The organism is Actinotalea solisilvae (assembly GCF_016464425.1).
In the GTDB taxonomy this organism is placed as follows: Bacteria; Actinomycetota; Actinomycetes; order Actinomycetales; family Cellulomonadaceae; genus Actinotalea; species Actinotalea solisilvae.
The window spans coordinates 1-24,009 of record NZ_JADDKQ010000021.1; the positions used below are offsets into that span (position 1 = coordinate 1).

The 24,009-nt window shown below is 75.5% G+C and carries 20 protein-coding genes; 10 read left to right on the forward strand and 10 right to left on the reverse strand.

The annotated features are described in order from the left end of the window. Window positions 1-76: 76 nt before the first annotated feature. From JIG38_RS16065 to JIG38_RS16075, 3 genes are all read right to left on the reverse strand, one after another. Entirely contained in the window at window positions 77-1,909 is a 1,833-nt protein-coding gene (locus JIG38_RS16065) for an ABC transporter family substrate-binding protein (RefSeq protein WP_307844984.1), read from the reverse strand. A 429-nt stretch (window positions 1,910-2,338) separates the two neighbouring features. Further along, window positions 2,339-3,472 (reverse strand): GNAT family N-acetyltransferase, encoded by a 1,134-nt coding sequence (locus JIG38_RS16070; RefSeq protein ID WP_307844985.1) that lies wholly within the window; start codon window positions 3,470-3,472, stop codon window positions 2,339-2,341. A gap of 8 nt (window positions 3,473-3,480) precedes the next feature. Further along, a complete protein-coding gene (locus JIG38_RS16075; RefSeq protein ID WP_199424835.1) occupies window positions 3,481-4,224 on the reverse strand; it encodes a class I SAM-dependent methyltransferase in 744 nt (247 codons plus the stop codon). Window positions 4,225-4,469: 245 nt separating this feature from the next. Between JIG38_RS16075 and JIG38_RS16080 the strand changes: the two genes are divergently transcribed. Beyond that, window positions 4,470-5,168 (forward strand): HEAT repeat domain-containing protein, encoded by a 699-nt coding sequence (locus JIG38_RS16080; protein ID WP_199424836.1) that lies wholly within the window; start codon window positions 4,470-4,472, stop codon window positions 5,166-5,168. Window positions 5,169-5,228: 60 nt separating this feature from the next. Here JIG38_RS16080 and ychF read toward each other — a convergent pair whose 3' ends face one another. Further along, the gene (ychF, locus tag JIG38_RS16085) at window positions 5,229-6,323 is read right to left on the reverse strand and encodes a redox-regulated ATPase YchF (protein ID WP_199424837.1); all 1,095 of its coding nucleotides are present in this window, start codon (window positions 6,321-6,323) and stop codon (window positions 5,229-5,231) included. A gap of 239 nt (window positions 6,324-6,562) precedes the next feature. Between ychF and JIG38_RS16090 the strand changes: the two genes are divergently transcribed. Further along, window positions 6,563-8,074 (forward strand): HNH endonuclease signature motif containing protein, encoded by a 1,512-nt coding sequence (locus JIG38_RS16090; protein ID WP_199424838.1) that lies wholly within the window; start codon window positions 6,563-6,565, stop codon window positions 8,072-8,074. After that, the gene (locus JIG38_RS16095) at window positions 8,065-9,381 is read left to right on the forward strand and encodes a DNA recombination protein RmuC (RefSeq protein ID WP_199424839.1); all 1,317 of its coding nucleotides are present in this window, start codon (window positions 8,065-8,067) and stop codon (window positions 9,379-9,381) included. Before JIG38_RS16090 ends, JIG38_RS16095 begins: the two co-directional genes overlap by 10 nt. 160 nt (window positions 9,382-9,541) lie before the next feature. Here JIG38_RS16095 and JIG38_RS16100 read toward each other — a convergent pair whose 3' ends face one another. Beyond that, a complete protein-coding gene (locus JIG38_RS16100; RefSeq protein WP_199424840.1) occupies window positions 9,542-10,567 on the reverse strand; it encodes a 4-hydroxy-3-methylbut-2-enyl diphosphate reductase in 1,026 nt (341 codons plus the stop codon). A gap of 259 nt (window positions 10,568-10,826) precedes the next feature. Between JIG38_RS16100 and xseA the strand changes: the two genes are divergently transcribed. Genes xseA through JIG38_RS16115 form a run of 3 tightly spaced genes read left to right on the forward strand, consistent with a single transcriptional unit; the run spans window position 10,827 to window position 13,671 of the window. After that, on the forward strand, window positions 10,827-12,242 hold the full coding sequence (gene xseA / locus JIG38_RS16105; RefSeq protein WP_199424841.1) for an exodeoxyribonuclease VII large subunit: 1,416 nt from the start codon (window positions 10,827-10,829) through the stop codon (window positions 12,240-12,242). 44 nt (window positions 12,243-12,286) lie between these two features. After that, window positions 12,287-12,613, forward strand: coding sequence for an exodeoxyribonuclease VII small subunit (locus JIG38_RS20385; RefSeq protein ID WP_307844986.1), 327 nt, complete (start codon window positions 12,287-12,289; stop codon window positions 12,611-12,613). Next, entirely contained in the window at window positions 12,610-13,671 is a 1,062-nt protein-coding gene (locus JIG38_RS16115) for a carbohydrate kinase family protein (protein ID WP_199424842.1), read from the forward strand. The genes JIG38_RS20385 and JIG38_RS16115 overlap by 4 nt, the downstream gene beginning before the upstream one ends. 74 nt (window positions 13,672-13,745) lie before the next feature. Here JIG38_RS16115 and JIG38_RS16120 read toward each other — a convergent pair whose 3' ends face one another. Beyond that, window positions 13,746-15,053 carry a glycoside hydrolase family 15 protein gene (locus JIG38_RS16120; protein ID WP_199424843.1) on the reverse strand — a complete coding sequence of 436 codons (1,308 nt, stop codon included), beginning with the start codon at window positions 15,051-15,053 and terminating at the stop codon, window positions 13,746-13,748. Between the two features lie 184 nt (window positions 15,054-15,237). Here JIG38_RS16120 and JIG38_RS16125 point away from each other — a divergent pair, with 184 nt between their 5' ends. The 3 genes from JIG38_RS16125 (at window position 15,238) to JIG38_RS16135 (ending at window position 17,933) form a co-directional block, all read left to right on the forward strand. Further along, a complete protein-coding gene (locus JIG38_RS16125) occupies window positions 15,238-15,657 on the forward strand; it encodes a DUF1761 domain-containing protein (protein WP_199424908.1) in 420 nt (139 codons plus the stop codon). Window positions 15,658-15,713: 56 nt separating this feature from the next. Beyond that, window positions 15,714-16,370 carry a carbonic anhydrase gene (locus tag JIG38_RS16130; protein ID WP_199424844.1) on the forward strand — a complete coding sequence of 219 codons (657 nt, stop codon included), beginning with the start codon at window positions 15,714-15,716 and terminating at the stop codon, window positions 16,368-16,370. A gap of 78 nt (window positions 16,371-16,448) precedes the next feature. Then, window positions 16,449-17,933, forward strand: coding sequence for a class II fumarate hydratase (locus JIG38_RS16135; protein WP_199424845.1), 1,485 nt, complete (start codon window positions 16,449-16,451; stop codon window positions 17,931-17,933). Window positions 17,934-18,060: 127 nt separating this feature from the next. On the opposite strand, the gene phoH2 is transcribed toward JIG38_RS16135, so the two are convergent. Together phoH2 and JIG38_RS16145 are read right to left on the reverse strand one after the other, a co-directional pair. Then, a complete protein-coding gene (gene phoH2, locus JIG38_RS16140) occupies window positions 18,061-19,371 on the reverse strand; it encodes an RNA 5'-3' helicase PhoH2 (RefSeq protein WP_199424846.1) in 1,311 nt (436 codons plus the stop codon). A 272-nt stretch (window positions 19,372-19,643) separates the two neighbouring features. Next, a complete protein-coding gene (locus JIG38_RS16145; RefSeq protein ID WP_199424847.1) occupies window positions 19,644-20,405 on the reverse strand; it encodes an isoprenyl transferase in 762 nt (253 codons plus the stop codon). Window positions 20,406-20,632: 227 nt separating this feature from the next. Between JIG38_RS16145 and trhA the strand changes: the two genes are divergently transcribed. Further along, the gene (gene trhA / locus JIG38_RS16150) at window positions 20,633-21,292 is read left to right on the forward strand and encodes a PAQR family membrane homeostasis protein TrhA (protein WP_199424848.1); all 660 of its coding nucleotides are present in this window, start codon (window positions 20,633-20,635) and stop codon (window positions 21,290-21,292) included. A gap of 19 nt (window positions 21,293-21,311) precedes the next feature. Here trhA and JIG38_RS16155 read toward each other — a convergent pair whose 3' ends face one another. Both JIG38_RS16155 and JIG38_RS16160 read right to left on the reverse strand, forming a co-directional pair. Further along, window positions 21,312-22,178, reverse strand: coding sequence for an energy-coupling factor transporter transmembrane component T family protein (locus JIG38_RS16155; RefSeq protein ID WP_199424849.1), 867 nt, complete (start codon window positions 22,176-22,178; stop codon window positions 21,312-21,314). Beyond that, window positions 22,175-23,956: an ABC transporter ATP-binding protein gene (locus tag JIG38_RS16160; protein WP_199424850.1), complete on the reverse strand. Its 1,782-nt coding sequence runs from the start codon at window positions 23,954-23,956 to the stop codon at window positions 22,175-22,177. Before JIG38_RS16160 ends, JIG38_RS16155 begins: the two co-directional genes overlap by 4 nt. Window positions 23,957-24,009 lie beyond the last annotated feature (53 nt).

The window sequence follows — 24,009 nt, forward strand, 5'->3', positions numbered from 1 at the left end:
GGGGGGGGGCGGGGCCCCGGGCCCCCCCCCCCCCCGGTGATGCGGTCGGAGCAGCCTCAGCCGCCCCTGGGGAGGGTCAGCCCTCCTCGGACTCCTGGACCGCGCTCTCGCTCGGGTCCCACTCCCAGAAGTTCCAGAACACGCTCGGCGACAGGACGCCGTTCTTCACGCCCGAGACCGTGTCACGGTTCGCGACGACACCCGGGAACTGGAAGATCGTGACGCCGTAGCCGTCCGCCCACAGCTCCTTCTCGACGTCGCCGAGGATGCGCAGCTGCTCCTCCTCGTCGAAGGTCGCCTCGAGCTCGTCGTACAGGGCGTCGACCTTCTCGCTGGAGTAGCCGGTCAGGTTGTTGCCGCCGTCCGAGCGGAAGTTGGCCGCCGACTCGCTGATGCCCAGCGAGGTGGACTGCCAGCCGAAGAGCGCCACGTCGTAGGTGCCGCTGCCGAGCAGCGAGCCCCAGTTGTCGTCGCCACCGTCGATGAGGTTGAAGCCGGCGTCGCCGACGGACTCCGCGAACAGCTGGTACTCGGCCGCGCGGCGGGCGTTGGACTTGCCGTAGAGCATCGTGACGTCGATCGGCGTCGTGACGCCGGCCTCGGCCAGGAGCGCCTTGGCGCCCTCGATGTCGACCTCGGCGTACATGTCCGAGCCGTTCGAGGCGACGATGTCGTCGTAGCCGGGCGAGCCGGGCACGCGCGTCTGCGAGTTGCGGATCTCCGCGTCGGGGTTCAGCGGCTTGATGATCTTGTCGATGACCTCCTGGCGCGGGATCGCGAGCAGGAACGCCTGGCGCACGAGGCGGGCCTTCTCCTCGTCACCGCCGTAGGTGGCCGGGTCGAACGGGCCGCCGTTGTTGTACGTGAGGTCGAGGTGCTCGTACGTCGCCTCGACACCCGTCGACACCGTGACGCCGTCGACGCCCTCGAGCGCCGTGATGACGTCCGCGGTCGCCTGCGGGTTGATGATGTCGAGCTCGCCGTTCTGGAGCGCCTGGACCTGGGCCATCGGGTCCTCGTTGTAGCGGACCGTGATGGTCTCGACCTTGGGCTCGAGGTCACCCGTGTAGTTCTCGTTGGCCGTCAGCGTGATGTACGCGTCGTCGGCCGAGAGCTCGGAGATGACGTACGGGCCGGACGCGAGGTACAGGCTCGGGTCGTCCGGGAGGTCCGTGAAGTCGAATGCCGAGTTCCAGATGTCGGCGATCGGCTTGAGGGTCTCGGTGTCGCCGTCCTGGATCGCGGTGATGAGCGCCTCCTTGGCCTCCTCCGCGTCCTCGATGTCGAGCGCCTTCTGGGCGACGACGTGCGCCGGGACGGTCGGGGCGGCGAGGGCGATCTCCCAGTCGACGAACGGGGCGTCGTAGACGAGCGTGATCGACTTGCCGTCGTCACCGACCTCGGGGACCTCGGTCACGTTCGACAGGCCGCCACCGATGGCCGCGGCGTCGAAGTAGAGGTTCTCGTGCTCGATGATCGCGCCGGTCTCCTCGTCGTACTCGACCTCGCCCTCGTTGTAGACGGCGGAGTCGGCGACCCACTGGAGCAGGAGGTCAGCGGCGTCGACGGGGACCTCGTCGGACCACTGGGTGTCCTCGGCGATCGTGTACTTCACCGTCAGCGGGTCGTCGGAGAGCTTCTCGATGGTGCCGTAGCTCTCGTCCTTCACCAGCTCGGGCACGTCGTTGTAGTACTGGAACGACCCGACCGTGAGGTACTTGATGACCGCGTTGGCGGTCGCGTTCCCGTTCGACGTCGACTCGTTGTACGAGTAGAAGGGCTGGTTCCAGCCGACCGTGAGGCGGGTGTCCTCCTCGATCGCGGACTGGGTGGGCGTCGCGCACGCAGACAGCACCAGGGCGCCGGATGCGACGAGAGCGCCGGCGGCGCCGATTCGCCTGATTCTCACTGTTCCTCCTGACAAGGATGCGGTGCGAGGCCGCGGGCGCCGCGGCGTCCGGAGAACCGGCAGCACGAGCGTTCCAGGGCATCCACCATGGATGCGGGCGACTGTACAACTCGATTTTCCGGCATATGGGACACGTGACGAACCCGGGCAGTGATCGTTACACATTCGATACTGGCTAGTACGTCTCGGATCCTGGAACGCACGCGCGCCGGACTGCCGACCGCCTCCGCGCTGCGGATGCGCTCCCGCGACGGATCCCGTCGTCCCGACTGCGTCCCGGTGCGGAGATCGCCCGTGGTTCACCCGTCCGCCGGGCGGTAGCACGTCGGGGTCAAGAACTTCGATGGATGAGACCGGGCCCTCGCCCGGCGCGCTCCGGGGCGCTGCTGCGGTCGCCGTCGGTCCCGCCGGTCGCGACCCCGCGAGACCTCACGCGCCCGCGCCTCGCCATTCCTCGCGCAGCGCCGCGTAGACCAGCTCGGTGCTGAACGCACCGCCGAGGAGGTCGTTCTCCACGAGCCGAGCCTCGCGCCGCAGCCCCAGGCGTGCGCACAGGGCTGCCGACGCGACGTTGCGCTCGTCCAGCCGGGCGAAGACCCGGTGTGCGCCCAGGTGCCCGAACGCGAGGCCGACGACGGCGGCGACGGCCTCCGTCGCGTACCCGCGCCCCCACGCGTGCGGCGCCAGCGCGTACCCGACCTCGACCTGGCCGGCCGCCCAGCCGCGCGAGATGAGCACGACCTCGCCGAGCACGCCCGGCTCGTCCCGACGCTCGACCAGCAGGACCACGGCGTCGTCGGTCGTCGAGAACCGCGGGCGTGACCACGCCGCGAGCCTCGACTCGGCGACCGGCCGGGTCCAGGCGTCCTGGTAGAGGTAGCGCACGACGTCGTCGAGGGACCGGTAGGCGAGGACGGCGTCGACGTCGGCCGTGGTCGGCAGGCGGAGGACGAGGCGCTGCGTCGTCAGGGGCAGCGCGAGGTCCTCGACGAGGTCCCGCGGGCCGGGCGCGCGCTCGAGCGCGGGCACCGGGGTGGCCGTGCCGCTCTCCCAGTCGGAACGCAGGAGCGCGTAGCCGGCCGCGCCGAGCGGACCGCCGTCGTGCCGCGGCCACGCCTCGCGGTGGAACGCCTCCTGGACGAAGCCGGCCCGGACGAACGCGCGGCGCATCGCGAGGTTGTCCTCACGGGTCGTGCCCTCGAGGCGACGGACGTCGGGCAGCGTCCGGAAGGTGACGTCGGCCAGCGCGCGCAGAGCGGGTGCGGCGAGGCGGGCACCACGGTGCTCCTCGGCGAGACGCAGGTCGACCATCGGCCCGCCGTCGGTCAGGTCGGAGAGGACGGCGAGCCCGACACGGCCGCGGTCCGGCGTCGTCACCCACCACGCGGCGTGGTCCGGGCCGTCGAAGCGGCCGGCGTCGACCCGCTCACGCGCGACGTCGGGCGTGACGCGGGGCGTCGTGTGGAACGGGAAGGCGTGGCCCGCGAGGAAGGCGACCAGGGCGTCCCGGTCCCCGCCGCGCGCGTCGAGCGGGACGAGCGTGACCCCGGTGCCTCCGCGCACGCCGCCGGTCACGACGCCGCCCGGTCCGGGCGCCGGCGCGCGACGACGACGTGCTCGCGACCCGGTCGGTCCGGCGCCTCGCGCACGTCCACGACGTCGAGGCCCGCGGCCCCGAGCGAGGCCGTCACCTGCGCGAGGGAGCGGAAGCGGAGGGTGGAGTCCGAGGTCAGGACCTCGTGCGCCGGTCCGAGCACGTACGTCGAGCGGAAGGAGACGACGTCGTCCCGGACCTCCGTGACCTCGGTCCACGTCTCGACCCGGCCCACGCCGTCGAGCTCGGTGACGTCGTGGGTGTGCGCACGGTCCCACTCGAGCCAGGCGCGCCGCTCGGGCACGCGGGTCTCGAGCACGAGGTGACCGCCGGGCCGGACCGCGCGCGCGACGCCCGCGAGCGTGGCCGCCCACGCCTCGTCCGTGACGAACACCTGCGCGACGTTGCCCGTCATCGTGGCGAGGTCGACCGCGAGGGGCGGCAGCGTCGTGGCGTCACCCTCGATCCACGTCACCGCGTCGGCGCAGGGCTTGCCGCGTGCGACGTCGAGCGACGCCCGGGCCGGGTCGACGCCGACGACGTCGAGCCCGCGCGACGCGAGCAGGCACGCGAACGTCCCGGTGCCGCAGCCGACGTCGAGCACCGTGCGGGCGCCGAGCTCGTCGACGAGGGTCGCGTAGTGGTCGAGGTCGCTGCGGTCCGGGTCGAGCGGGTCGTAGAGCGGCGCGAGGCGCGGGTCGGCGAAGGCGGCGTCGGGCACGGGGCGAGGGTACGGACGACGTCGCCCCGGGCGCACGGGCATTGCCCGCTCCGGGCGGGACCGGTCCCGGCCGAGACACAGGACGTGCGGCCCTGGAGACGCCGGACGGTGCAGGAGATCGTCGAGGGGCCCATCGAGCCGGCGCACCGAGGAGGACGAGTGACGGCCCGCGCAGCCCTCCTGCCCGCCCCACGGCGGTCCGCGACGGGCGCCCATCCGCCGCCGGCCGGAGGGGGCGCCCCGTCGTGACGCGCGCGCAGGAGTACCGCGACGCGCTGCTGAGCCTTCCGGTCGATCGTCGTCCGGCGTACCTGACGGAGCACTCGGGCCTCCCGGGCCCTCGGGCGAACCTCGAGCTCGCGCAGGTCATGGCGGAGCTGGCCGACCCGCCCAGCATCGACGCCCTCATCGCCACCGGGGACGAGTACCTCGTGCTCTGCGGCGTCGTCGGGCTGGGCCGGCTGCTCGCCGACGGCGCGGGCGAGGACGTCGAGCGGCGGCTCCACGGGCACGCGGGCGACGCCCGCTGGCGGGTGCATGAGGCAGTGGCGATGGCCCTGCAGCGACTCGGCGACGGCGACCCGGTGAGGCTCCTCAGGCTGTGCGCGACCTGGGCCGGTGACCCCGACCCGCTGGTCCAGCGGGCCGCCGTGGCGGGCGTCTGCGAGCCGCGACTGCTCCACGTGCCGGACGTGGCGCGGGCGGCCGTGGACCTCTGCGACCGTCTGACGACGTCGTTGGCCGCCCGACCGCCCGCGGAGCGCCGTCGGTCCGACGTGCGGGTGCTGCGCCAAGGGCTCGGGTACTGCTGGAGCGTCGCCGTGGCGGGCGACCCGGAGCGAGGGCTGCCGCGATTCCTCGCGCTGGCGAGCTCCTCGGACCGGGACGTCGCCTGGATCGTGCGCGAGAACCGACGGAAGGCGCGGCTGGCGCGCCTGCTGTGACCGTGGCCGGTGCCGGGTCGGCGGTGGACCGACCCGGTCGGACGTCCAGGACCGGGCGGATCAGACGTTGAAGCGGAACTCCACCACGTCGCCGTCGGCCATGACGTAGTCCTTGCCCTCGATGCGCGCCTTGCCCGCGGCGCGGGCCGCGGCGATCGAGCCGGCGTCGACGAGGTCGCCGAACGAGATGACCTCGGCCTTGATGAATCCGCGCTCGAAGTCGGTGTGGATGACGCCCGCGGCCTGGGGGGCCGTCCACCCGGTGCGGATCGTCCAGGCGCGCGCCTCCTTCGGCCCCGCCGTGAGGTAGGTCTGCAGGCCCAGCGTGTGGAAGCCGACGCGTGCGAGCTGGTCGAGGCCCGCCTCCTCCTGGCCCGACTCGGCGAGCATCTCGGCCGCGTCCTCGGGGTCGAGCTCGACGAGCTCGGACTCGAGCTTCGCGTCGAGGAAGACGCAGTCGGCGGGCGCCACGAGCTCGGCGAGCTTGGCCTTCATGGACTCGTCCGCGAGGCCCGCGTCGTCGGTGTTGAAGACGTAGATGAACGGCTTGGTCGTGAGGAGCTGGAGCTCACGCAGCGCGGCCGGGTCGACGCCCGCCTTGGCGAGGCGGTCCTGCGCGGCGAAGAGCGTCGTGCCCTCGGCGAGGACCTCCTGGGCGCGCTGGGCGGCGGTGAGGACGGCGGCGTCCGTCTTCTTGCCGCGTACCTCCTTCTCCAGGCGCGGGATCGCCCGCTCGACCGTCTGCAGGTCCGCGAGGACGAGCTCGGTGTTGATCGTCTCGATGTCGTCCGCGGGGTCGATGCGGCCCTCGACGTGCACGACGTCGCTGTCGGCGAAGACACGGACGACCTGGCAGATCGCGTCCGCCTCGCGGATGTTGGCCAGGAACTTGTTGCCCAGGCCCTCGCCCTCGCTCGCGCCGCGGACGATGCCGGCGATGTCGACGAACGAGACCACGGCGGGGACGATCCGCTCGCTGCCGAAGATCTCCGAGAGCGTCTGCAGGCGCGGGTCGGGCAGGGGCACGACGCCGATGTTCGGCTCGATCGTCGCGAACGGGTAGTTCGCCGCCAGGACCTGGTTGCGGGTCAGCGCGTTGAAGAGGGTGGACTTGCCGACGTTGGGCAGGCCGACGATGCCGATGGTGAGAGCCACGGGCGACGAGTCTACGGGCGGCGGGGAGACGAGCGGTCCGCGCGGCGGAGGTGACCGGGTCCGGCGGGTGCGTCCGCCGCGCGGTGGCGACGAGGGCGGCGGGTGCGTCCGCGCACGTCGACGGGGGGCCGTGCAGCGGCCGCCCCTCATCCCGGCCCAGGCTGTGGACGACCGTGACGTGTCGGAGGTCGCCGGTAGGGTTCGAACATCAGTTCGAGATCGGCAGGGGGTGTGTGGTCGTGGCGCTGCTCGACGCGCTCCCCGCGCCGACGCCCTCTGAGGCCCCCGCGCGTCAGCCCGGCGCTCCCTTCGCCTCGGGCTCCGCCACCGCCACGCTCGAGCGTGCGGTCGCCCACCTCTCGGCGCTGGCTGACGGCGCGGCGCGGCTCACCGCAAGCGAGCGCGCGGCACTCCTGCGATCCGTCGACCAGGCGATCGGGACGCTCTCCGCCGCGCGGGGGCGCGTCCTGGTCGCTGAGCGGCGCGCGGGCACCTGGCGGGGCCACGGCGACCCGACGTTCGAGGCCTGGCGCGCGCGCACGTCGCGCAGCGGCGTGCGCCCCGTGCTCGCGCAGCTGCGGCAGGCTGACGCTGCCGACCACCTCCCTCGGCTTGGGGAAGCGGCACACGACGGCGTCGTCACGCCCGATCACCTCGACGCGGTCGGACGCGTGGTCGCGGGCGCTGCGCCCCCGGTCCGTGCAGCGCTCGCGACGCCCGAGGCGCAGGCCGAGCTGCTGGCCGTCGCCCGGCGAGTCGACGCGGGGACGTTCGGGCGGGCTGCCGCCCGGATCGCGGCACGGCTGGACCCGCGCGGGCTCGAGCGGTCGCACCAAGCCCAGCGCGCCGCGCGCTACCTGCACGTGACCGACGGGGCGGACGGAACACGCGTCAACGGGCTGCTGGACCGCATGGCGGGCCACCGGCTCCGGCTCGCGCTCGAGGCCGTCACGCCACGACCCGCGGCCGACGACGAGCGGACGTCGGAGCAGCGTCGCGCTGACGCGCTCGAGGTGCTGGCCGGGGCCGTGCTCGCCGACCCCGGCACGCAGAGCGGGGCGGCGGTCCGGCCGCACGTGTCGTTCCACCTGAGCGACCGGACGTGGGCCGGCATTCGCGCGGATCGCGCGCGGCGCACGGCGGCCTCCGCGACCGGCACGGCGGAAGGTACGAGGACGGAGCACGGGGACGTCTCCCTCGAGCCGGTCACCCTGGACGACGGCACCCCCGTGCCGATGAGCGAGGTCGCGCGAGCGCTCTGCGACTGCGCGCTGACGCGCATCGTCATGGACTCCGACGGCGTGCCGCTCGACCTCGGACGGACGGCGCGCACCTATACCGGGGCACAGCGGCGCGCGGTGGTCGCGCGCGACCGCGGGTGCGGCTGGCCGGGTTGTGACGGGCAGGCGCGGTGGAGCGAGGTGCACCACATGCGCTGGTGGGACCGCGACGGCGGCGTGACGTCCGTCGAGAACGGTGTGCTCCTGTGCACCTTCCACCACCACGAGGTCCACCGTCGGGACCTGACGATCGCGCGCGAGGGACCGCCCGATCACGACCGGCGAGTGTCGTACCGGTTCACCGATCCCGGCGGCCGCGTCGTCGCCGAGGCGCGAGGCGGCGAGGACGTCACGATGGGGCCGTCAGGTCGACAGGAACCCGAGGGCGTCGCTCCGCCGGCACGAACCGCCACCGGCAGCGCCGAGGCGCTCGTGTCGGCGGGGCCTGGGACGGTGACGCCATGGACATGATCGCCGTCGTCACGCTCGTCCTCGGGCTCGTCGTGGGTGCGCTCGTCGCGTCGCAGCGCGCCGCGCACCGGGTGGCGCGTGCCGAAGCCGGCCTGGCACGTGCGCGCGCCGACCTCGCGGCCGAGCGGACGCTCGCGCTCGAGCGCGCGCAGCTGGTCGAGCGGGAGCGCGAGCGCCTCGACGAGCACTTCCGCACGCTCGCCGCCGACGCGCTGGCCTCGAACAACGAGCAGTTCCTCGCGCTCGCCGACCAGCGCCTGGCCGCGAGCCACCAGGTGCACGTGGGCGAGCTCCACCAGCGGGAGCGTGCGGTGCGGGCGCTCGTCGAGCCGATCGGCGACGTCCTCGACCAGATCCGCGCGCAGATCAGCACGTCCGAGCAGGACCGCGCCGCCGGCAGCGCGGCGCTCGCGGAGCAGGTGCGGGCGATGCGCGAGACCTCCGAGCTGCTGCGGGGCGAGACGAGCCAGCTCGTCACGGCCCTGCGCTCCTCCCAGGTCCGCGGACGCTGGGGAGAGCTGCAGCTGCGCCGGGTCGTCGAGGCGGCCGGCATGCTCGAGCACGTCGACTTCGTCGAGCAGTCGTCCGTCCGCACGGACGACGGTCTGCAGCGACCGGACCTCGTCGTCCGGCTCGGGGGCGGCAAGCACGTGGTGGTCGACGCGAAGGTCGCGTTCCTCGGCTACCTCGACGCGGTGCAGGCCACCGACGACGCGGTGAGGCGCGAGCGCATGGCCGCGCACGCCCGGCACCTGCGCAAGCACGTCGACGACCTCGCGGGGAAGCGGTACTGGGCGCACGTCCCGGCCGCCCCCGAGTTCGTCGTGATGTTCGTGCCGGCCGAGCCGTTCCTCCATGCCGCGCTCGAGGTGGACCCCTCGCTCTACGAGTACGCGATGGAGCGCGACGTCGTCCTGGCGACGCCCATGACGCTCGTCGCGCTGCTGCGCAGCATCGCCTACGGCTGGCGGCAGGAGGCGCTCGCCGCCAACGCACAGGAGGTGCTCACCCTCGGGCGTGAGCTGCACGGGCGGCTCGCGACACTCAGCGGGCACGTGACGCGGCTGGGTCGACAGCTCGACGGGTCGGTCCGGGCGTACAACGACGCCGTGAGCTCGCTGGAGTCACGCGTGCTCGTCAGCGCCCGCCGGCTCGCGGACCTCAGGGTGACCGACGACGACCTCGAGACGCCGCCCCAGGTGGACCGCACGACCCGCCAGGTCCAGGCTCCCGAGCTCGTCGCGGCGCTGCGACCGAGGGTCGTGACGTTCGACGACTCCCCCGACGTGGACGACGCGGCGGGGTGAGACCAGCCGGGACCCGTCGCGGCGCTGCGACCAAGGGTCGTGACGTTCGACGACTCCCCCCCGCGTGGACGACGCCCGTGGGGCGAGACCACCCGAGCGCGGTGAGCGCGGGCTCCAGGCGTGTCACGGCGCCGCCTGTGGGGCGACGCGCCGCGCGACGTCAGACGGGCTCGACAGCGATCGCGCGGCGCGGGCCGCGCGTCGGGCGGGCGGGCGCCTGGCCGGCGGCCTTGAGGTCGGCACGGAGCTCGCGGGGCAGCGAGAACATGAGGTCCTCGGTCGCGGTGCGGACCTCCTCGACGTCGCCGAAGCCGGCGTCGGCGAGGCGGTCGAGGACGTCGCGCACCAGGATCTCGGGCACCGACGCGCCGGAGGTCACACCGACCGTCGTCGCGCCGTCGAGCCAGGCGGGGTCGATCTCGGCCGCGCGGTCGATGCGGTAGGAGGCCCGAGCGCCGGCATCGAGGGCGACCTCGACGAGGCGGACCGAGTTCGACGAGTTGGCCGAGCCGACGACGATGACGACGTCGCACGACGGGGCGAGCTTCTTCACCGCGACCTGACGGTTCTGCGTCGCGTAGCAGATGTCGTCGCTGGGCGGGTCCTGCAGCGACGGGAACCGCTCGCGCAGGCGGCGGACGGTCTCCATCGTCTCGTCGACCGAGAGCGTCGTCTGCGAGAGCCACACGACCTTGTCGGGGTCCCGGACGACGACGTGGTCGACGTCGTCGGGCGAGTTGACGACCTGGATGTGGTCGGGTGCCTCGCCCGCCGTGCCCTCGACCTCCTCGTGGCCGTCGTGCCCGATGAGGAGGATGTCGAAGTCGTCGCTCGCGAAGCGGACGGCCTCCTTGTGCACCTTGGTGACGAGGGGGCAGGTGGCGTCGATCGTCTGGAGCGACCGGGCGGCCGCGGCGGCGTGGACGGCCGGCGAGACGCCGTGGGCGGAGAACACGACGCGCGCGCCCTCGGGCACCTCGTCCGTCTCGTCGACGAACACCGCGCCGCGCTCGGACAGCGTCTCGACGACGTACTTGTTGTGGACGATCTCCTTGCGCACGTAGACGGGGGCGCCGTAGTGCTCGAGCGCCTTCTCGACGGCGATCACGGCCCGGTCGACGCCGGCGCAGTAGCCGCGGGGGGCGGCGAGGAGCACGCGCTTGGCGTCGGGCAGGGTGGAGGTCACGCGCCCAGTCTACGAAACCGTCGCGCGCCGACCGGCCCGGGCGAGTCCGCTGCGCTGAGAGCGCAACGGGGAGGACAGGCGCGTCGAGCAGGCGGACGGCCGGCCCTGGGCCCACGCACCGGGCGGGAGGCGGGGGCGTCGGCACGCCGGCCCTGGGCCCGCGCACCGGGCGGGAGGCCGGGGCGTCGGCACGCCCGCCCCGGGGCCCGCGCACCGGGCGGGAGGCCGGGGCGTCGGTCCGGGGTGGCAGGGTGGACCCGTGAGCGATCCGACCGAGACCCGAGCCGTGGCCGGGACCGCCGTGCGGCAGCCGCTCCCGGCTCGGGCGCTCGAGACGACGCCGGCGCGGCCGTGGCCGGTGCGCCACCTCTCCGCCCGCATCGGCGAGTACGTGCACCGCATGCCGGGCGTGTGGGTCGAGGGTCAGGTCGTGCAGCTCAACCGGCGCCCGGGGGCGTCGCTCGCGTTCCTCACGCTGCGCGACACCGACGCGGACATCTCCCTGCCGGTCAGCCTCCACACGCGCGTCCTCGACGCCGCGGCGAGCACCATCAGCGAGGGCGCGCACGTCGTCGTCCACGTGACGCCGCGGTTCTGGGCCAAGCGCGGCACGCTGCAGATGGAGGCCGACGAGATCCGCGCCGTCGGCCTCGGCGACCTGCTCGCGCGGATCGAGCACCTGCGCCGGCTCCTGGCTGCCGAGGGCCTGTTCGACGCCGCACGCAAGCGACCGCTGCCGTTCCTCCCCCGCGTCGTGGGGCTCGTGTGCGGCCGGGAGTCGAAGGCCGAGCACGACGTCGTCGTCAACGCCCGGGCGCGCTGGCCCCAGGTGCGCTTCGAGATCCGCGAGGTCGCCGTGCAGGGCCTGCGCGCCGTCCCCGAGGTCGGGGCGGCGATCGCCGAGCTCGACGCGCGCTCCGACGTCGACGTCATCGTCGTCGCGCGCGGCGGAGGGTCGGTCGAGGACCTCCTGCCCTTCAGCAACGAGGCGCTCGTCCGCGCGGTCGCCGGCTGCCGGACGCCGCTCGTCAGCGCGATCGGCCACGAGACGGACGCTCCCCTGCTGGACCTCGTCGCCGACGTCCGGGCGTCGACGCCGACCGACGCCGCCAAGCGCATCGTGCCCGACGTGCGCGAGGAGAGGCACAAGGTCCAGGTGGCGCGCACCCGGCTCCGCGCGGCGCTCACCGGGATGCTGCACCGCGAGTCCGACCGCCTCGCCGCGGTGCGGTCGCGCCCGTGCCTCGCGCGCCCCGAGGCCATGCTCGAGGGACGCCACGACGCGGTCACGAGGCTGCGCGCCGCCGCGTCGCGCGCGCTCGACGACGCCCTGCGGACCGCCGACGCCGACGTCGAGCGGCTCGCGGTGCAGGTGCGCGCGCTGTCCCCCGCCGCGACCCTCGCCCGCGGCTACGCGGTGGTGCAGCGCGCGGACGACGGCGCGGTCGTCCGGTCCCCCGAGGACGCCGCCCCGGGTGCCGACCTGCGGCTCCGTGTCGCGCACGGCGAGCTCGCCGCGCGCGTGACCGAGCACGGCGGTGGCCCTGCGGGCGGTGCCCGGCCTGCTGCCACGACGGCGACGCCCGCCCCCGACCGGCCCACGACAGCCTCGCGGAGGAGGAGCAGGCCCGGCCCGGCCCCGGCGCCGTCCGCGGCCGACGGCACCACCGGGTGAGCACCGAGCACACCGAGGACGCGGCTGCACGGTTTACTTGGCCCGTGCCCTCCCCCACCACGCCCCGGCCCGTCGCCGGTCTCAGCTACGAGCAGGCCCGCGACGAGCTGGTCTCCGTGGTCCAGCGCCTCGAGGCGGGCGGCGAGACGCTCGAGGCGTCCCTCGAGCTCTGGGAGCGCGGCGAGGCGCTCGCCGCCCGGTGCCAGGAGTGGCTCGACGGTGCGCGGGAGCGGCTCGACGCGACCCGCACCGGGACCGCCGCCGCGCCGGGAGGGTCCGGCACCGGGGGCGGCGCCACGCCCGACGGCGACGACAGCGACAGCGACAGCGACAGCGACAGCGACCACTCCGACGACGAGGACCTGCGATGACGGACTCCACCACCCCCGCACCCGACGTCGTCGGCGGCTCGGCCGCCGCCCCTGCGGGACTCGTCGAGCAGGACGTCACGCAGGGCGCCCTCACGCCCGTGCCCGAGGAGGACGTCGTGGTCGCGTCGGAGCCGGCCGAGCGGCGCGCCCTCGTCATCGGGGAGGCGCTCATCGACGTCGTGCGCCGCGCGGACGGCTCGGGCGAGGAGCACCCGGGCGGCAGCCCGGCGAACGTGGCGCTCGGACTCGGCCGCCTCGGGCGCGAGGTGGACCTGCTCACCTGGTTCGGCGACGACGCGCACGGCGCGCTCCTGCGCCGGCACCTCGAGGCGTCCGGCGTCGCGATCGCTCCCGGGAGCGACACGGCGGACCGGACGTCCGTGGCGACGGCCGTCCTGGACGCCGACGGCGTCGCGACCTACGAGTTCGACCTGTCGTGGCACGTGCCCGCCAAGTGGGCGTCGCCGCCCGCCGTGCCGCTCGTCGTGCACACCGGGTCGATCGCCGCCGTCCTCGAGCCCGGCGGGCCCGACGTCGCGAACATCCTCGCCGCGCACCGCGACTCGGCGACCCTCACGTACGACCCGAACCTGCGCCCGTCCCTCATGCCCCCGCCCGAGGTGACGCGCCCCGTCGTCGAGGCCCTCGTCGCGCTCGCCGACGTGGTCAAGGTCTCCGACGAGGACCTCACGTGGCTCGAGCCGGGCACCCACCCGCTCGAGGTCGCCCGCCGGTGGGCGGCGAGCGGTCCCGCCGTCGTCGTCGTGACGCGCGGCGGCGAAGGAGCGACGGCGCTCACGGCCGCGTACGAGCTCGACGTCGCGGCGCCGCGCGTCACGGTCGCGGACACCGTCGGCGCCGGCGACTCGTTCATGGCGGGGCTCGTCGACGGGCTGTGGTCGGCCGGGCTGCTCGGCGCCGACCGCCGCACCGCGCTGCGCGAGGCCGACGAGGTCACGCTCCGGTCGGTGCTCGCGCGCTGCGCCGAGATCGCCGCGATCACCGTGAGCCGCGCGGGCGCCAACCCGCCGACCGCCGCGGAGCTCGAGGACCGCTGAGCGAGGCGGCCACGCCCGGGCGCAGCGGCAGACGCCGGCGCGCACCGGGCGGACCGGGCGGACCATGCGCTCGCTCAGCCGGCCCCTCCGCCGACGCCGACCGAGACCCCGCCGCCCGCGCCGCCGTCCTGGCGGTCGAGCTCGTCGAGCGTCAGGAGGACCAGGGACGCCGTCCAGGCGAGGGGTGCGACCGCCGACGGGCTGCCGTCCCAGAGGACCTTCTCGGGCAGCGCGCCCTCCGCGGTCCGGTGCGCGTCGAGCCAGTCGAGGGTCGCCGTGGCCGCAGCCACGTCGCCCGACGCCGCCGCGGTGAGCCCGAACACCGCCGTCGTGGGGGTCCAGGACACGCCGTCGCGCTTCCAGCCCGCGCCCGGCGCTAGCCCGCCCGCGGGCCGCACCATCGACGCCGACGCCGCCTGCCACGCCGCCGTGACCTCGGGGTCCGCCGGGGCGAACGGCGGCATGAGGAAGGCGACAGCCGTGTCCTGCTGCTGCCCGCCGAGCCGGCGCGGGTAGGCCGGGGCGAACTGCTCGACCCCGCGGGCGAGGAGGGCCTCGAGGTCGTCGGTCGGCTCGAGGTCGAGCGCCGCGACGACGTCGTCGGACGCGCGCACGCCCGCGAGCAGCGGCGCCGCGGTGCCGAGCGTGGGGACCCGCTCGTGGACCTCCCAGTAGTCGGGGAAGACGCCGGGGAGGCCCGACTCGGCGTCGACGTGGTCGGCGATCGCGGCGAGCGAGCGCTCGACGAGCGGGCGCAGCTCCTCGAGCCCGGCCGTGCGGGCGCGGCCCGGCTCGGCCGCGGCGTACCACTCGGCGACCGCCCAGAGCACCCAGCCGTTGCCGTCGAGCTGGGGGCCGCGGTCGTCGGGCACGTCGCCCTGGCCGTCGGGCAGGTAGCGCGCCTCGAAGACGCCGTCGGTCGATCGCTCGGCCTGCATGTCGCGCAGGTAGGTCAGGATCTCGTGCGCGTCGTCGGTGTGGCCGGTGCGTGCGAGCGCGACGGCCGTGAAGGACGCGTCCCGGGGCCAGACGTAGCGCCACCCCGGGCTCGCGGCGGCGACCGCGGCCCCGCCGGGCAGCACGAGCGCGTCGAGGTCGCGCAGGGCCTGCTCGGCGAGCGGCGCGTAGCGCTCCGGGCCGGGGACCGTGCCCTCCGCGAGCCACGCGTCCTGACGCGCCTGCTGCGCGGGGTGGCTCGACGCCGTGTCGCCGACGAGCACGAGCTCGGGGTGGCCCGACGCGTCGAGGACGACGCCCTCGGAGTAGAGGGGGATGGCCGCGAAGGCGGGCTCGAAGGGGCTCGAGGCCGCGCCGCAGGACGCGACGACGGCGACCGCGACGGCGCCGCCCGCCGCGAGCCGCCACCGGTCCGCACGAGCCACGCCCCGACGGTACCCGCCACCGTGACCTCGTCGTGACCTTCCGGCGGCCGCGTCACCCGGGCCGCCTACGCCCGCCGGCGCCGCACTCCCGCCGCACGGACCTCGCGCGCCGTGCTGGACGGTCCTCGGCCGCCGGAGGACGATGACGCGCACACCGAGCTCGCGCGACGCACCGGAGGTGGCCGTGGTCCCCGACGTCAACATCTGGGCCGTGCTGGTCGCGACGCTGTCGACCCTGGTCGTCGGCTCGATCTGGTACACGCCGAAGGTCTTCGGCACCTGGTGGATGGAGGCGGCTCGCGTCGACCGCGCCAAGGCCGAGGCCGCGGGCCTGCGGCCGATCCTGCTCACCGTCGTCGTGAGCTTCGTGACCGCGTGGGTGCTCGCGGGCGCGACGTCGATCGCGCACGAGTTCTACGACGGGACCTTCCTCGTCGACGCCCTCGTCACCGGCCTGTTCCTGTGGGCGGGCTTCACCGCGGCCCGGATCGCGACGCACGACGCGTTCGAGGGGCGCCCGGGGCGGCTCACGCTGCTGACGGTGGCCCACGAGCTCGTCACCGTCCTCGTGATGTCCGTCGTCATCGGGTTGTTCGGCATCTGAGCGTCGGCATGTGGGCACGCCCGCCACCACGCCGGGCCGTTTGCCAGGATGGCGGCATGCCGAACCGACCCACACCCGCGCAGGCCTGGACGTCGCTGCTCGAGGGCAACGACCGGTTCGTCCGCGGCGAGATGCAGCACCCGTCGCAGGACGCCGCGCGCCGGGCCGACGTGAGCACCAACCAGGACCCGTTCGCGGTGGTGTTCGGGTGCTCCGACTCCCGGGTCGCGGCCGAGATCATCTTCGACCGGGGCCTGGGCGACCTCTTCGTGGTGCGCACCGCGGGCCACGTGGTCGACACGACCGTCATCGGCTCCATCGAGTACGGCGTCGACATCCTCCACGCGCCGCTCGTCATCGTGCTCGGCCACGACTCGTGCGGTGCGGTGGGTGCCGCGGCCGACGCGCTCGCCACGGGCCGCATGCCGTCCGGCTTCGTGCGCGCGGTCGTCGACCGGGTGATCCCGAGCATCGTCGCCCTGCCGGACCCGACGGACGAGGGCGCGCACGACCCGACCGCCCCGCGCCTGGCCCCGTCGGCGGCGGACCTCGGCCGGGAGCACGTGCGGCACACGGTCCGGATGCTCCAGAGCTACTCGGCCGGGCTGAGCACCGCGGTCGCGGAGGGCCGCTGCGCGATCGTGGGTCTCGAGTACGCCCTCGCCGAGGGGCGCGTCCGGCTCGTCGAGGCGCGTGGGCCCATCGAGGCCTGACCGGCGTCGTCTCGGGCGGCGCGGGGGCGGTGCCCGGGCGCTCCGGATCACGGCGCGCCCGGTGGGAGGATGGCCACCATGACCGACACCACCGTGGGCACCGGAGCCCAGGCCACCACAGACGCAGCGGGCGCGGGCAGCACCGGCACGACGAGCACCACCGGCGTCCCCGCCGGCTTCCGCGTCGAGCACGACACGATGGGCGACGTCCTCGTCCCCGCCGACGCGCTGTACCGCGCGCAGACCCAGCGCGCCGTCGAGAACTTCCCCATCTCGGGGACGCGGCTCGAGCGCGGGCACATCGAGGCGCTCGCCCGGATCAAGAAGGCCGCCGCGCGCGCGAACGCCGAGCTGGGCGTCCTCGAGCAGGACGTCGCCGACGCGATCGTCGCGGCCGCCGACGACGTCGCCTCGGGCGCGCGCGACGACCAGTTCCCGGTCGACGTCTTCCAGACCGGCTCGGGCACGTCCTCGAACATGAACACCAACGAGGTCCTCGCCACGCTCGCGACGCAGCACCTCGGCCGCCCGGTGCACCCGAACGACCACGTCAACGCATCCCAGTCCTCCAACGACGTGTTCCCCACGTCGGTGCACGTCGCGGCCACCGCGGGCGTCGTCGGCGACCTCGTGCCCGCGCTGGAGCACCTCGCGGCCGCGCTCGAGCGCAAGGCCGAGGCGTTCGCGCACGTCGTGAAGTCCGGCCGGACGCACCTCATGGACGCCACGCCCGTGACGCTCGGCCAGGAGTTCGGTGGGTACGCGGCGGCCGTGCGCTACGGCGTCGAGCGCCTGCAGGCCGCGCTCCCCCGCGTGGCCGAGGTCCCGCTCGGCGGCACCGCCGTGGGGACGGGCATCAACACGCCGGCGGGCTTCCCGCAGCGCGTCATCGCGCTGCTCCGCGAGGACACGGGCCTGCCGCTCACCGAGGCGCGCGACCACTTCGAGGCCCAGAGCGCGCGCGACGGGCTCGTCGAGCTGTCGGGTGCGCTGCGCACCATCGCCGTGAGCCTCACGAAGATCTGCAACGACCTGCGCTGGATGGGCTCGGGCCCGAACACGGGGCTCGGCGAGATCTTCCTGCCCGACCTGCAGCCGGGCTCGTCGATCATGCCGGGCAAGGTCAACCCCGTGGTGCCCGAGGCCGTGCTCATGGTGGCCGCGCGCGTGGTCGGCAACGACGCGACGGTCGCCTGGGCCGGCGCGAGCGGCTCGTTCGAGCTCAACGTGCAGATCCCCGTCATCGCGCTGGGGGTGCTCGAGTCGGTGCGGCTCCTCGCCAACGCGTCGCGCCTGCTCGCGGACCGCACGGTCGACGGCATCGTCGCGAACGAGGAGCGGGCGCGCGCGTACGCGGAGTCGTCCCCGTCGATCGTCACGCCGCTCAACCGCGCGATCGGCTACGAGGCCGCGGCGAAGGTCGCCAAGCACGCCGTCGCGCACGGCGTGACGGTGCGCCAGGCCGTCGTCGACCTCGGCTTCGTCGAGCGCGGCGAGGTCACCGAGCCCCAGCTCGACGAGGCGCTCGACGTCATGTCGATGACCCGCCCCCCGCAGCCCTGACCGCCCCGCCCCACCCGGCCCTGCCGCCCCACCCCCTCGCCGAGATGACGACTCCGGTCGGCGTGCCGCCCGGACACGCCGCGCGAACCGTCGTCTCGGCGAGGGTGGGGCTCGGGGGAGGTGGGGGTCAGACCTCGATGCCCTCGAGGAGCTCGGTGACCAGGGCGGCGACGGGCGAGCGCTCGGAGCGCGTGAGGGTCACGTGCGCGAAGAGCGGGTGGCCCTTGAGCGCCTCGATGACCGCCGCGACGCCGTCGTGCCGGCCGACGCGCAGGTTGTCGCGCTGCGCGACGTCGTGCGTGAGGACGACGCGTGAGCTCTGGCCGATCCGCGACAGCACCGTGAGCAGCACGTTGCGCTCGAGCGACTGCGCCTCGTCGACGATGACGAACGCGTCGTGCAGCGAGCGCCCGCGGATGTGGGTGAGCGGCAGGACCTCGAGCATGCCGCGGTCCATGACCTCCTCGACGACCTCCTGCGACACGAGCGCGCCGAGCGTGTCGAAGACCGCCTGGGCCCAGGGCCCCATCTTCTCGGCCTCGGAGCCCGGCAGGTAGCCGAGGTCCTGGCCGCCCACGGCGTACAGCGGGCGGAAGACCATGACCTTGCGGTGCTGGCGCCGCTCGAGCACCGCCTCGAGGCCCGCGCACAGGGCGAGCGCGGACTTGCCGGTCCCCGCACGCCCGCCGAGCGAGACGATCCCGATCTCCTCGTCGAGCAGGAGGTCGATCGCGATCCGCTGCTCGGCGCTGCGACCGTGCACCCCGAAGACGTCCTGGTCCCCGCGGACGAGCCGCAGGCGCTTGTCCGCCGTGACGCGCGCGAGCGCCGACCCGCGTGGCGAGTGGACGACGGCGCCCGTGTGGACGAGCAGCGGGCCGGTGTCCTGCCCCGTGAGGTCGACGTCGGCCAGGTCGAGGCGCTCGTGCTCCCAGAGGGAGGCCATCTGCTGCTCGGCCACCTGGAGGTCCGTGAGGCCCGTCCAGCCGGAGTCGACCGCGAGCTCGTGGCGGTACTCCTCGGCCGTGAGGCCCACGGCCGAGGCCTTGACGCGCAGCGGCAGGTCCTTCGACACGAGGGTCACGTCCTGGCCCTCGTCCGCGAGGTTCTTCGCGACGGCGAGGATGCGCGTGTCGTTGTCGCCCAGGCGGAACCCCGCGGGCAGGCACTGGGGGTCGATGTGGTTGAGCTCGACCCGCAGGGTGCCGCCGACGTCGCCCACGGGCACGGCCTCGTCGAGCCTGCCGTGGGTCACGCGCAGGTCGTCGAGCATCCGCAGGGCGCTGCGCGCGAAGTAGCCGAGCTCGGCGTGGTGGCGCTTGGCCTCGAGCTCGGTGATCACGACGACGGGGAGCACGACGTCGTGCTCGGCGAAGCGCAGGATCGCACGCGGGTCGGACAGCAGGACGGAGGTGTCGAGCACGAACACACGGCTCACGGGAGCTCCTCCCGGCGCGGTCAGCGCCGTTGTGGCTGCCTGACGCCGGCCGAGAGCCGGCGCCCTGCTGGACGGGCCCGGTCGGCCGGCCCGAGGGCCGGTCGCGGGCCCTCCTCCCGGAGCGGGTGCTCCATGGGCTGGCCTCCCAGGAGACGACGGGTGTCGTCCGATGCGCCGGACGCTACGCCCGGCCCCCGGCACGGGCCGCCCGCGACACGCGCGCGCGCCGAGTGTTCACACGCCGGTCATCCGCTCAGGTGACGGTCGGGCCGTCAGCGCCCGAGCCGCCGCTCGCGCGCGGCGTAGGAGCGCAGCGCGCGCAGGAAGTCGACGCGGCGGAAGTCGGGCCAGTAGGCCTCGCAGAAGTAGAACTCGCTGTGCGCGCTCTGCCAGAGCAGGAAGCCGCCGAGCCGCTGCTCGCCCGACGTGCGGATGACGAGGTCGGGGTCCGGCTGGCCCTTGGTGTACAGGTGCGCCGCGATGTGCTCGACGTCGAACGCGTCCGCGAGCTCCTCGAGCGACGTGCCGGACCCGGCGTGCTCGCGCAGCAGCGAGCGGACGGCGTCGGCGATCTCGCGCCGCCCCCCGTACCCGACCGCGACGTTGACGTGCAGGCCGACGACGTCGGCCGTGGCCGCCTCCGCCTCCTTGAGCGCGGTCGCCGCGGGCGCGGGGAGCAGGTCGAGCGCGCCCATCACCTGCAGTCGCCAGCGCCGGGTCGCGGCGAGGTCCGTCACCGCCTCCTGGATGATCCCGACGAGCTCCCCGAGCTCCTCGGGCGAACGGGACAGGTTGTCGGTCGAGAGCATCCAGAGGGTGACGACCTCCACCCCCGCCTCCTCCGACCAGCGCAGGAGCTCGGAGATCTTGTCCGCGCCGCGCCGGTGGCCGTGCGCCGCGCCCTCGCCCAGGCTGCGCGCCCACCGGCGGTTGCCGTCGAGGATGACGCCGATGTGGCGCGGGACGGCGTCGCGCGGGAGGGACGCCGCCAGGCGCCGCTCGTAGAGCCCGTAGAGAGGGTGCGGCAGTCGCATGCTGCTCCTCGACGTCCGGCGGGCTGGGGCGCGCCACGGCCCTGGGGCGTAGCGTCGACGTCACGGTACAGCGCGCCGCGGGGCCTTCGCGGGACGTCCGCGCGCGGTCCCGGCGAACGGTACCTACGGCGGAGTAACCTACGATCGCGTAGGTTGCCCCGCGGCACCCCGGGCCGCCGTACCCGCGACCGCACCCGTCCGACCGGACGCACCGTTGAAGGAGACCGATGGCCGCCGACCTGGCCGACGCCGTCAAGCCCCGCCTGCGGGGGTGGATCCACGCGGGGACCGCGCCGATCGCCGTCGTCGGCGCGGCAGTGCTCGTGCTCCTCGCACCGACGCCGGCCGCGCGGATCTCGACCGCCGTCTTCGGGCTCAGCGCCGTGCTGCTCTTCGGCACGTCCGCCGTCTACCACCGCGGCACGTGGTCCCCGCGCGTGGCCGCCGTGCTGCGCCGGCTGGACCACACCAACATCTTCCTCATCATCGCCGGGACCGGGACGCCGCTCGCCGTCCTCCTCCTCGAGCCCGGGCTCGCCCGCCTGCTCCTCGTCGTGTCGTGGACCGGGGCGATCCTCGGGACGCTCGCGCGCGTCTTCTGGCTCGACGCACCGCGCTGGCTCTACGTGCCCGTGTACATCGCGCTCGGCTGGGTGTCCGTCGGGTTCATGCCGCAGTTCTGGCAGAGCACGCACGGCCCCGCGATCGTCTGGCTCGTCGCGCTCGGCGGCCTCGCCTACACCGTCGGCGCCGTCGTGTACGGCACCAAGCGCCCGAACCCGAGCCCGCGCTGGTTCGGGTTCCACGAGATCTTCCACGTGCTCACGGTCGTGGGGTTCGGCTGCCACTTCGCCGCCGTCGCGCTCGCCTCGTCGGCCGCAGGCTGACCACGGCCGACGTCGTCCGTCACGCGGGCGCCGACGCGGCCAGGACGACGACGACGGCGGCCCCGACCACCCCCACGAGCACGGCGTCGCGCGGCCCGACCGCCGCCCGGTGCCATACGGTCCGGTGCGAGCGCGGCAGCGCGCCGAGCCCGCGCGACTCGAGCGTCGCCGCGACCCGGTCGGCGCGGCGCACGCTCGTCGCGAGCAGCGCGAACGCCGCCCGGGCGAGCGACGCGGGATCCGAGCCGGGGCGGACCCGGCCCCCCACGACGCGCCGCGGGTCCCGCGCCGCCTGACCGCGGCGGATCGTCGCCCACTCCTGCGGGAGGTCGTCGAGCAGGCGGTACGCGGCGAGGAGCGCGCAGCTCGCGCGGACCGGGAGCCGCGCGACCTGGTGCAGCGAGCCGAGCAGGCGCTCGGGCTCGGTGACGTGCCAGAACGCGACCGCCAGCACCCCGGTGAGCAGCGTCCGCACCGCGAGGCCGGCGCCCGTGCTCACGCCGACGTCGGTCACCTCGAGCCCGGCCCACACCGCGACGACGGTCCCGTCGCGGGTGACCGCGTTGACGGCGAGCACGCTCGCGCCGAACCAGACGAAGGGCAGCTGCGCGAGCGCGAGCCTGCGGGCGGGGACGCGCGCGGCGGTCGCCGCGCCGAGGACCGCGAGCGTCCACAGCGCCGCGAGCGGGCGCGGGTCCACGACGCGCACGAGCACGACGGGCACGACGACGACGACCGCGAGCAGCACGGACGGGTCGCACCGACCGAGCCACGTGGAGCGGGGGGCGTGGTCGGCGACCGGCACCGGCCCCGGCAGCGCCGCGGCATCCAGCACGGCGGGCGCGGCGCCGGGGCGCCGCCCGGTCACGGGCCGGCCCCCGGTCACGCGGCCCCTCCCCACGGGCCGCCTCCCCACGGGGCTCCTCCCCACGGGCCGCCTCCCCACGGGTCCGCGCGCAGGCCCGCGGCGCGCAGGAGCCCCGCGTCGTCGAGGAGCCCCGCGTCGCCGACGGCGAGCGGCGTGCCCCCGCCCAGGACGAGCACCTGGTCGGCGACGCCGCGCGCGAGGTCGAGGTCGTGCGTGGCGAGGACGACGGCGGTGCCGGCGGCCGCGAGGTCGTCGACGAGCGCGACGACGCCCCGGGCCGCGGCGTCGTCGAGACCGCACGTCGGCTCGTCGAGCAGCAGGACGGGACGGCGCAGCACGCTCATCGCCGCGACCGCGAGGCGACGCTGCTCGCCGCCCGAGAGCCGGTACGGGTCCGCGGCGGCGAGGTGCGTGAGCCCGGCGCGTGCGAGGGCCGCGTCCACGTCGGCGGCGATGCGCGCCCGCGCGGCGTCGTCGGCCGGCCGGCCGCCCGCGCGCCCGCGCCGCGGCCCGGCGCGGTGGGGCGCCCACGCCGAGGACCACGCCGACGCCCACCCCGACGCCCCTGCGCGCCGGCCGCGGCCGGACCGCGGGGGCCGCCGCGCCGCCGACGCGGCCGCGAGCAGTCCCCACGCGACCTCGTCCGCGACGCTGCGCGTCAGCAGCTGCTGCTCGGGGTGCTGGAGCACGAGCGCCGGGGGCGAGGCAGTCCCCGGGGAGCCGCCGCCGGCGGTCCCGCCCGGACCCGCGGCGCCGGTCCCGCCCGGACCCGCGGCGCCGACGACGTCGCTCCGGCCGTCGGCGTCCAGGAAGCCCGCGAGGCCGAGCAGCAGCGACGACTTCCCGCTCCCGTTGCAGCCGACGACGGCCGTGACCTGCCCCGGGCGCAGCTCGAGGTCGACGCCGGCGACGACGGCACGGCCGTCCCGCGCGTAGCCCGCGCCACGCAGCACCACGACCGGCTCGCCCGCCCCGCGCCGGACCCGGCGCCACCCCGCGGCCCGGCCGCCGTCGCGCACGCCGGGCGGCTCGTCCGCCGACCGCCCGCCGGGCACCGCGCCACCGCCGGGCGCCGCGCCACCGCCTGGCACCGCGCCACCGCCGGGCGCCGCAGGCGGGGGTGCGACCGCGAGCTCGTCCGAGGCGACCCGCCCGTCCGCGAGCCGCACGACCCGACCCGGCCGCCATGCGCCGTCCGGCAGGCGGTGCGCGGTGAGCACCGTCGTGCGCCGACGCGCCTCGCGCGCGAGGACGCCGAGCACGTGCGCCGCCGCGACGGGGTCGAGCATCGACGTCGGCTCGTCCAGCAGCAGGAGGGCGGGGTCCCCGGCGAGCACCGCCGCGAGCGCGACGCGCTGCTGCTCGCCGCCGCTGAGGTCGCCGGTCCTGCGGTGCCGCAGGTGACCCGCGCCGGCGTCGGCGAGCGCCGCGTCCACCCGGCCCGCGATGAGCTCGGGCGGCACGCCGCGGTTCTCGAGCACCAGCGCGACGTCGCCCGCGACCGTCGGCAGGCACGTGCCGGACGCCGGGTCCTGGCCGAGCCGACCGACCTGGAGCGCGAGCTGCGCGACCGGCGTCGTGCGCGGGTCGCGCCCGAGCACCTCGACGTCACCGTCCACGTCGGCGGCGACGGACTGCGGGACGTGGCCGGCGAGCAGCGCGAGGAGGGTCGACTTGCCGCAGCCCGACGCCCCCGCCAGGAGCACCTGCTCGCCGGGCCGGACGGCGAGGTCGACGCCCTCGAGCGTCGGGGCGCGGCGGGCGGGGAACCGCACGCGGACGCCGTGCAGCGTCACCGGCGCCTCGCTCGCCCCCGGCGCGGCCGACGCGGCGGGAGCCCCGCCGGCGG

Excerpts from the sequence above, each read along its gene's own strand:
- trhA (WP_199424848.1), top strand. The coding sequence starts at position 20,633 with ATGGCCGCCGACCTGGCCGACGCCGTCAAGCCCCGCCTGCGGGGGTGG.
- JIG38_RS16115 (WP_199424842.1), top strand. The coding sequence starts at position 12,610 with ATGACGGACTCCACCACCCCCGCACCCGACGTCGTCGGCGGCTCGGCC.
- JIG38_RS16130 (WP_199424844.1), top strand. The coding sequence starts at position 15,714 with ATGCCGAACCGACCCACACCCGCGCAGGCCTGGACGTCGCTGCTCGAG.
- JIG38_RS16145 (WP_199424847.1), bottom strand. The coding sequence starts at position 20,405 with ATGCGACTGCCGCACCCTCTCTACGGGCTCTACGAGCGGCGCCTGGCG.
- JIG38_RS16095 (WP_199424839.1), top strand. The coding sequence starts at position 8,065 with ATGGACATGATCGCCGTCGTCACGCTCGTCCTCGGGCTCGTCGTGGGT.
- JIG38_RS16135 (WP_199424845.1), top strand. The coding sequence starts at position 16,449 with ATGACCGACACCACCGTGGGCACCGGAGCCCAGGCCACCACAGACGCA.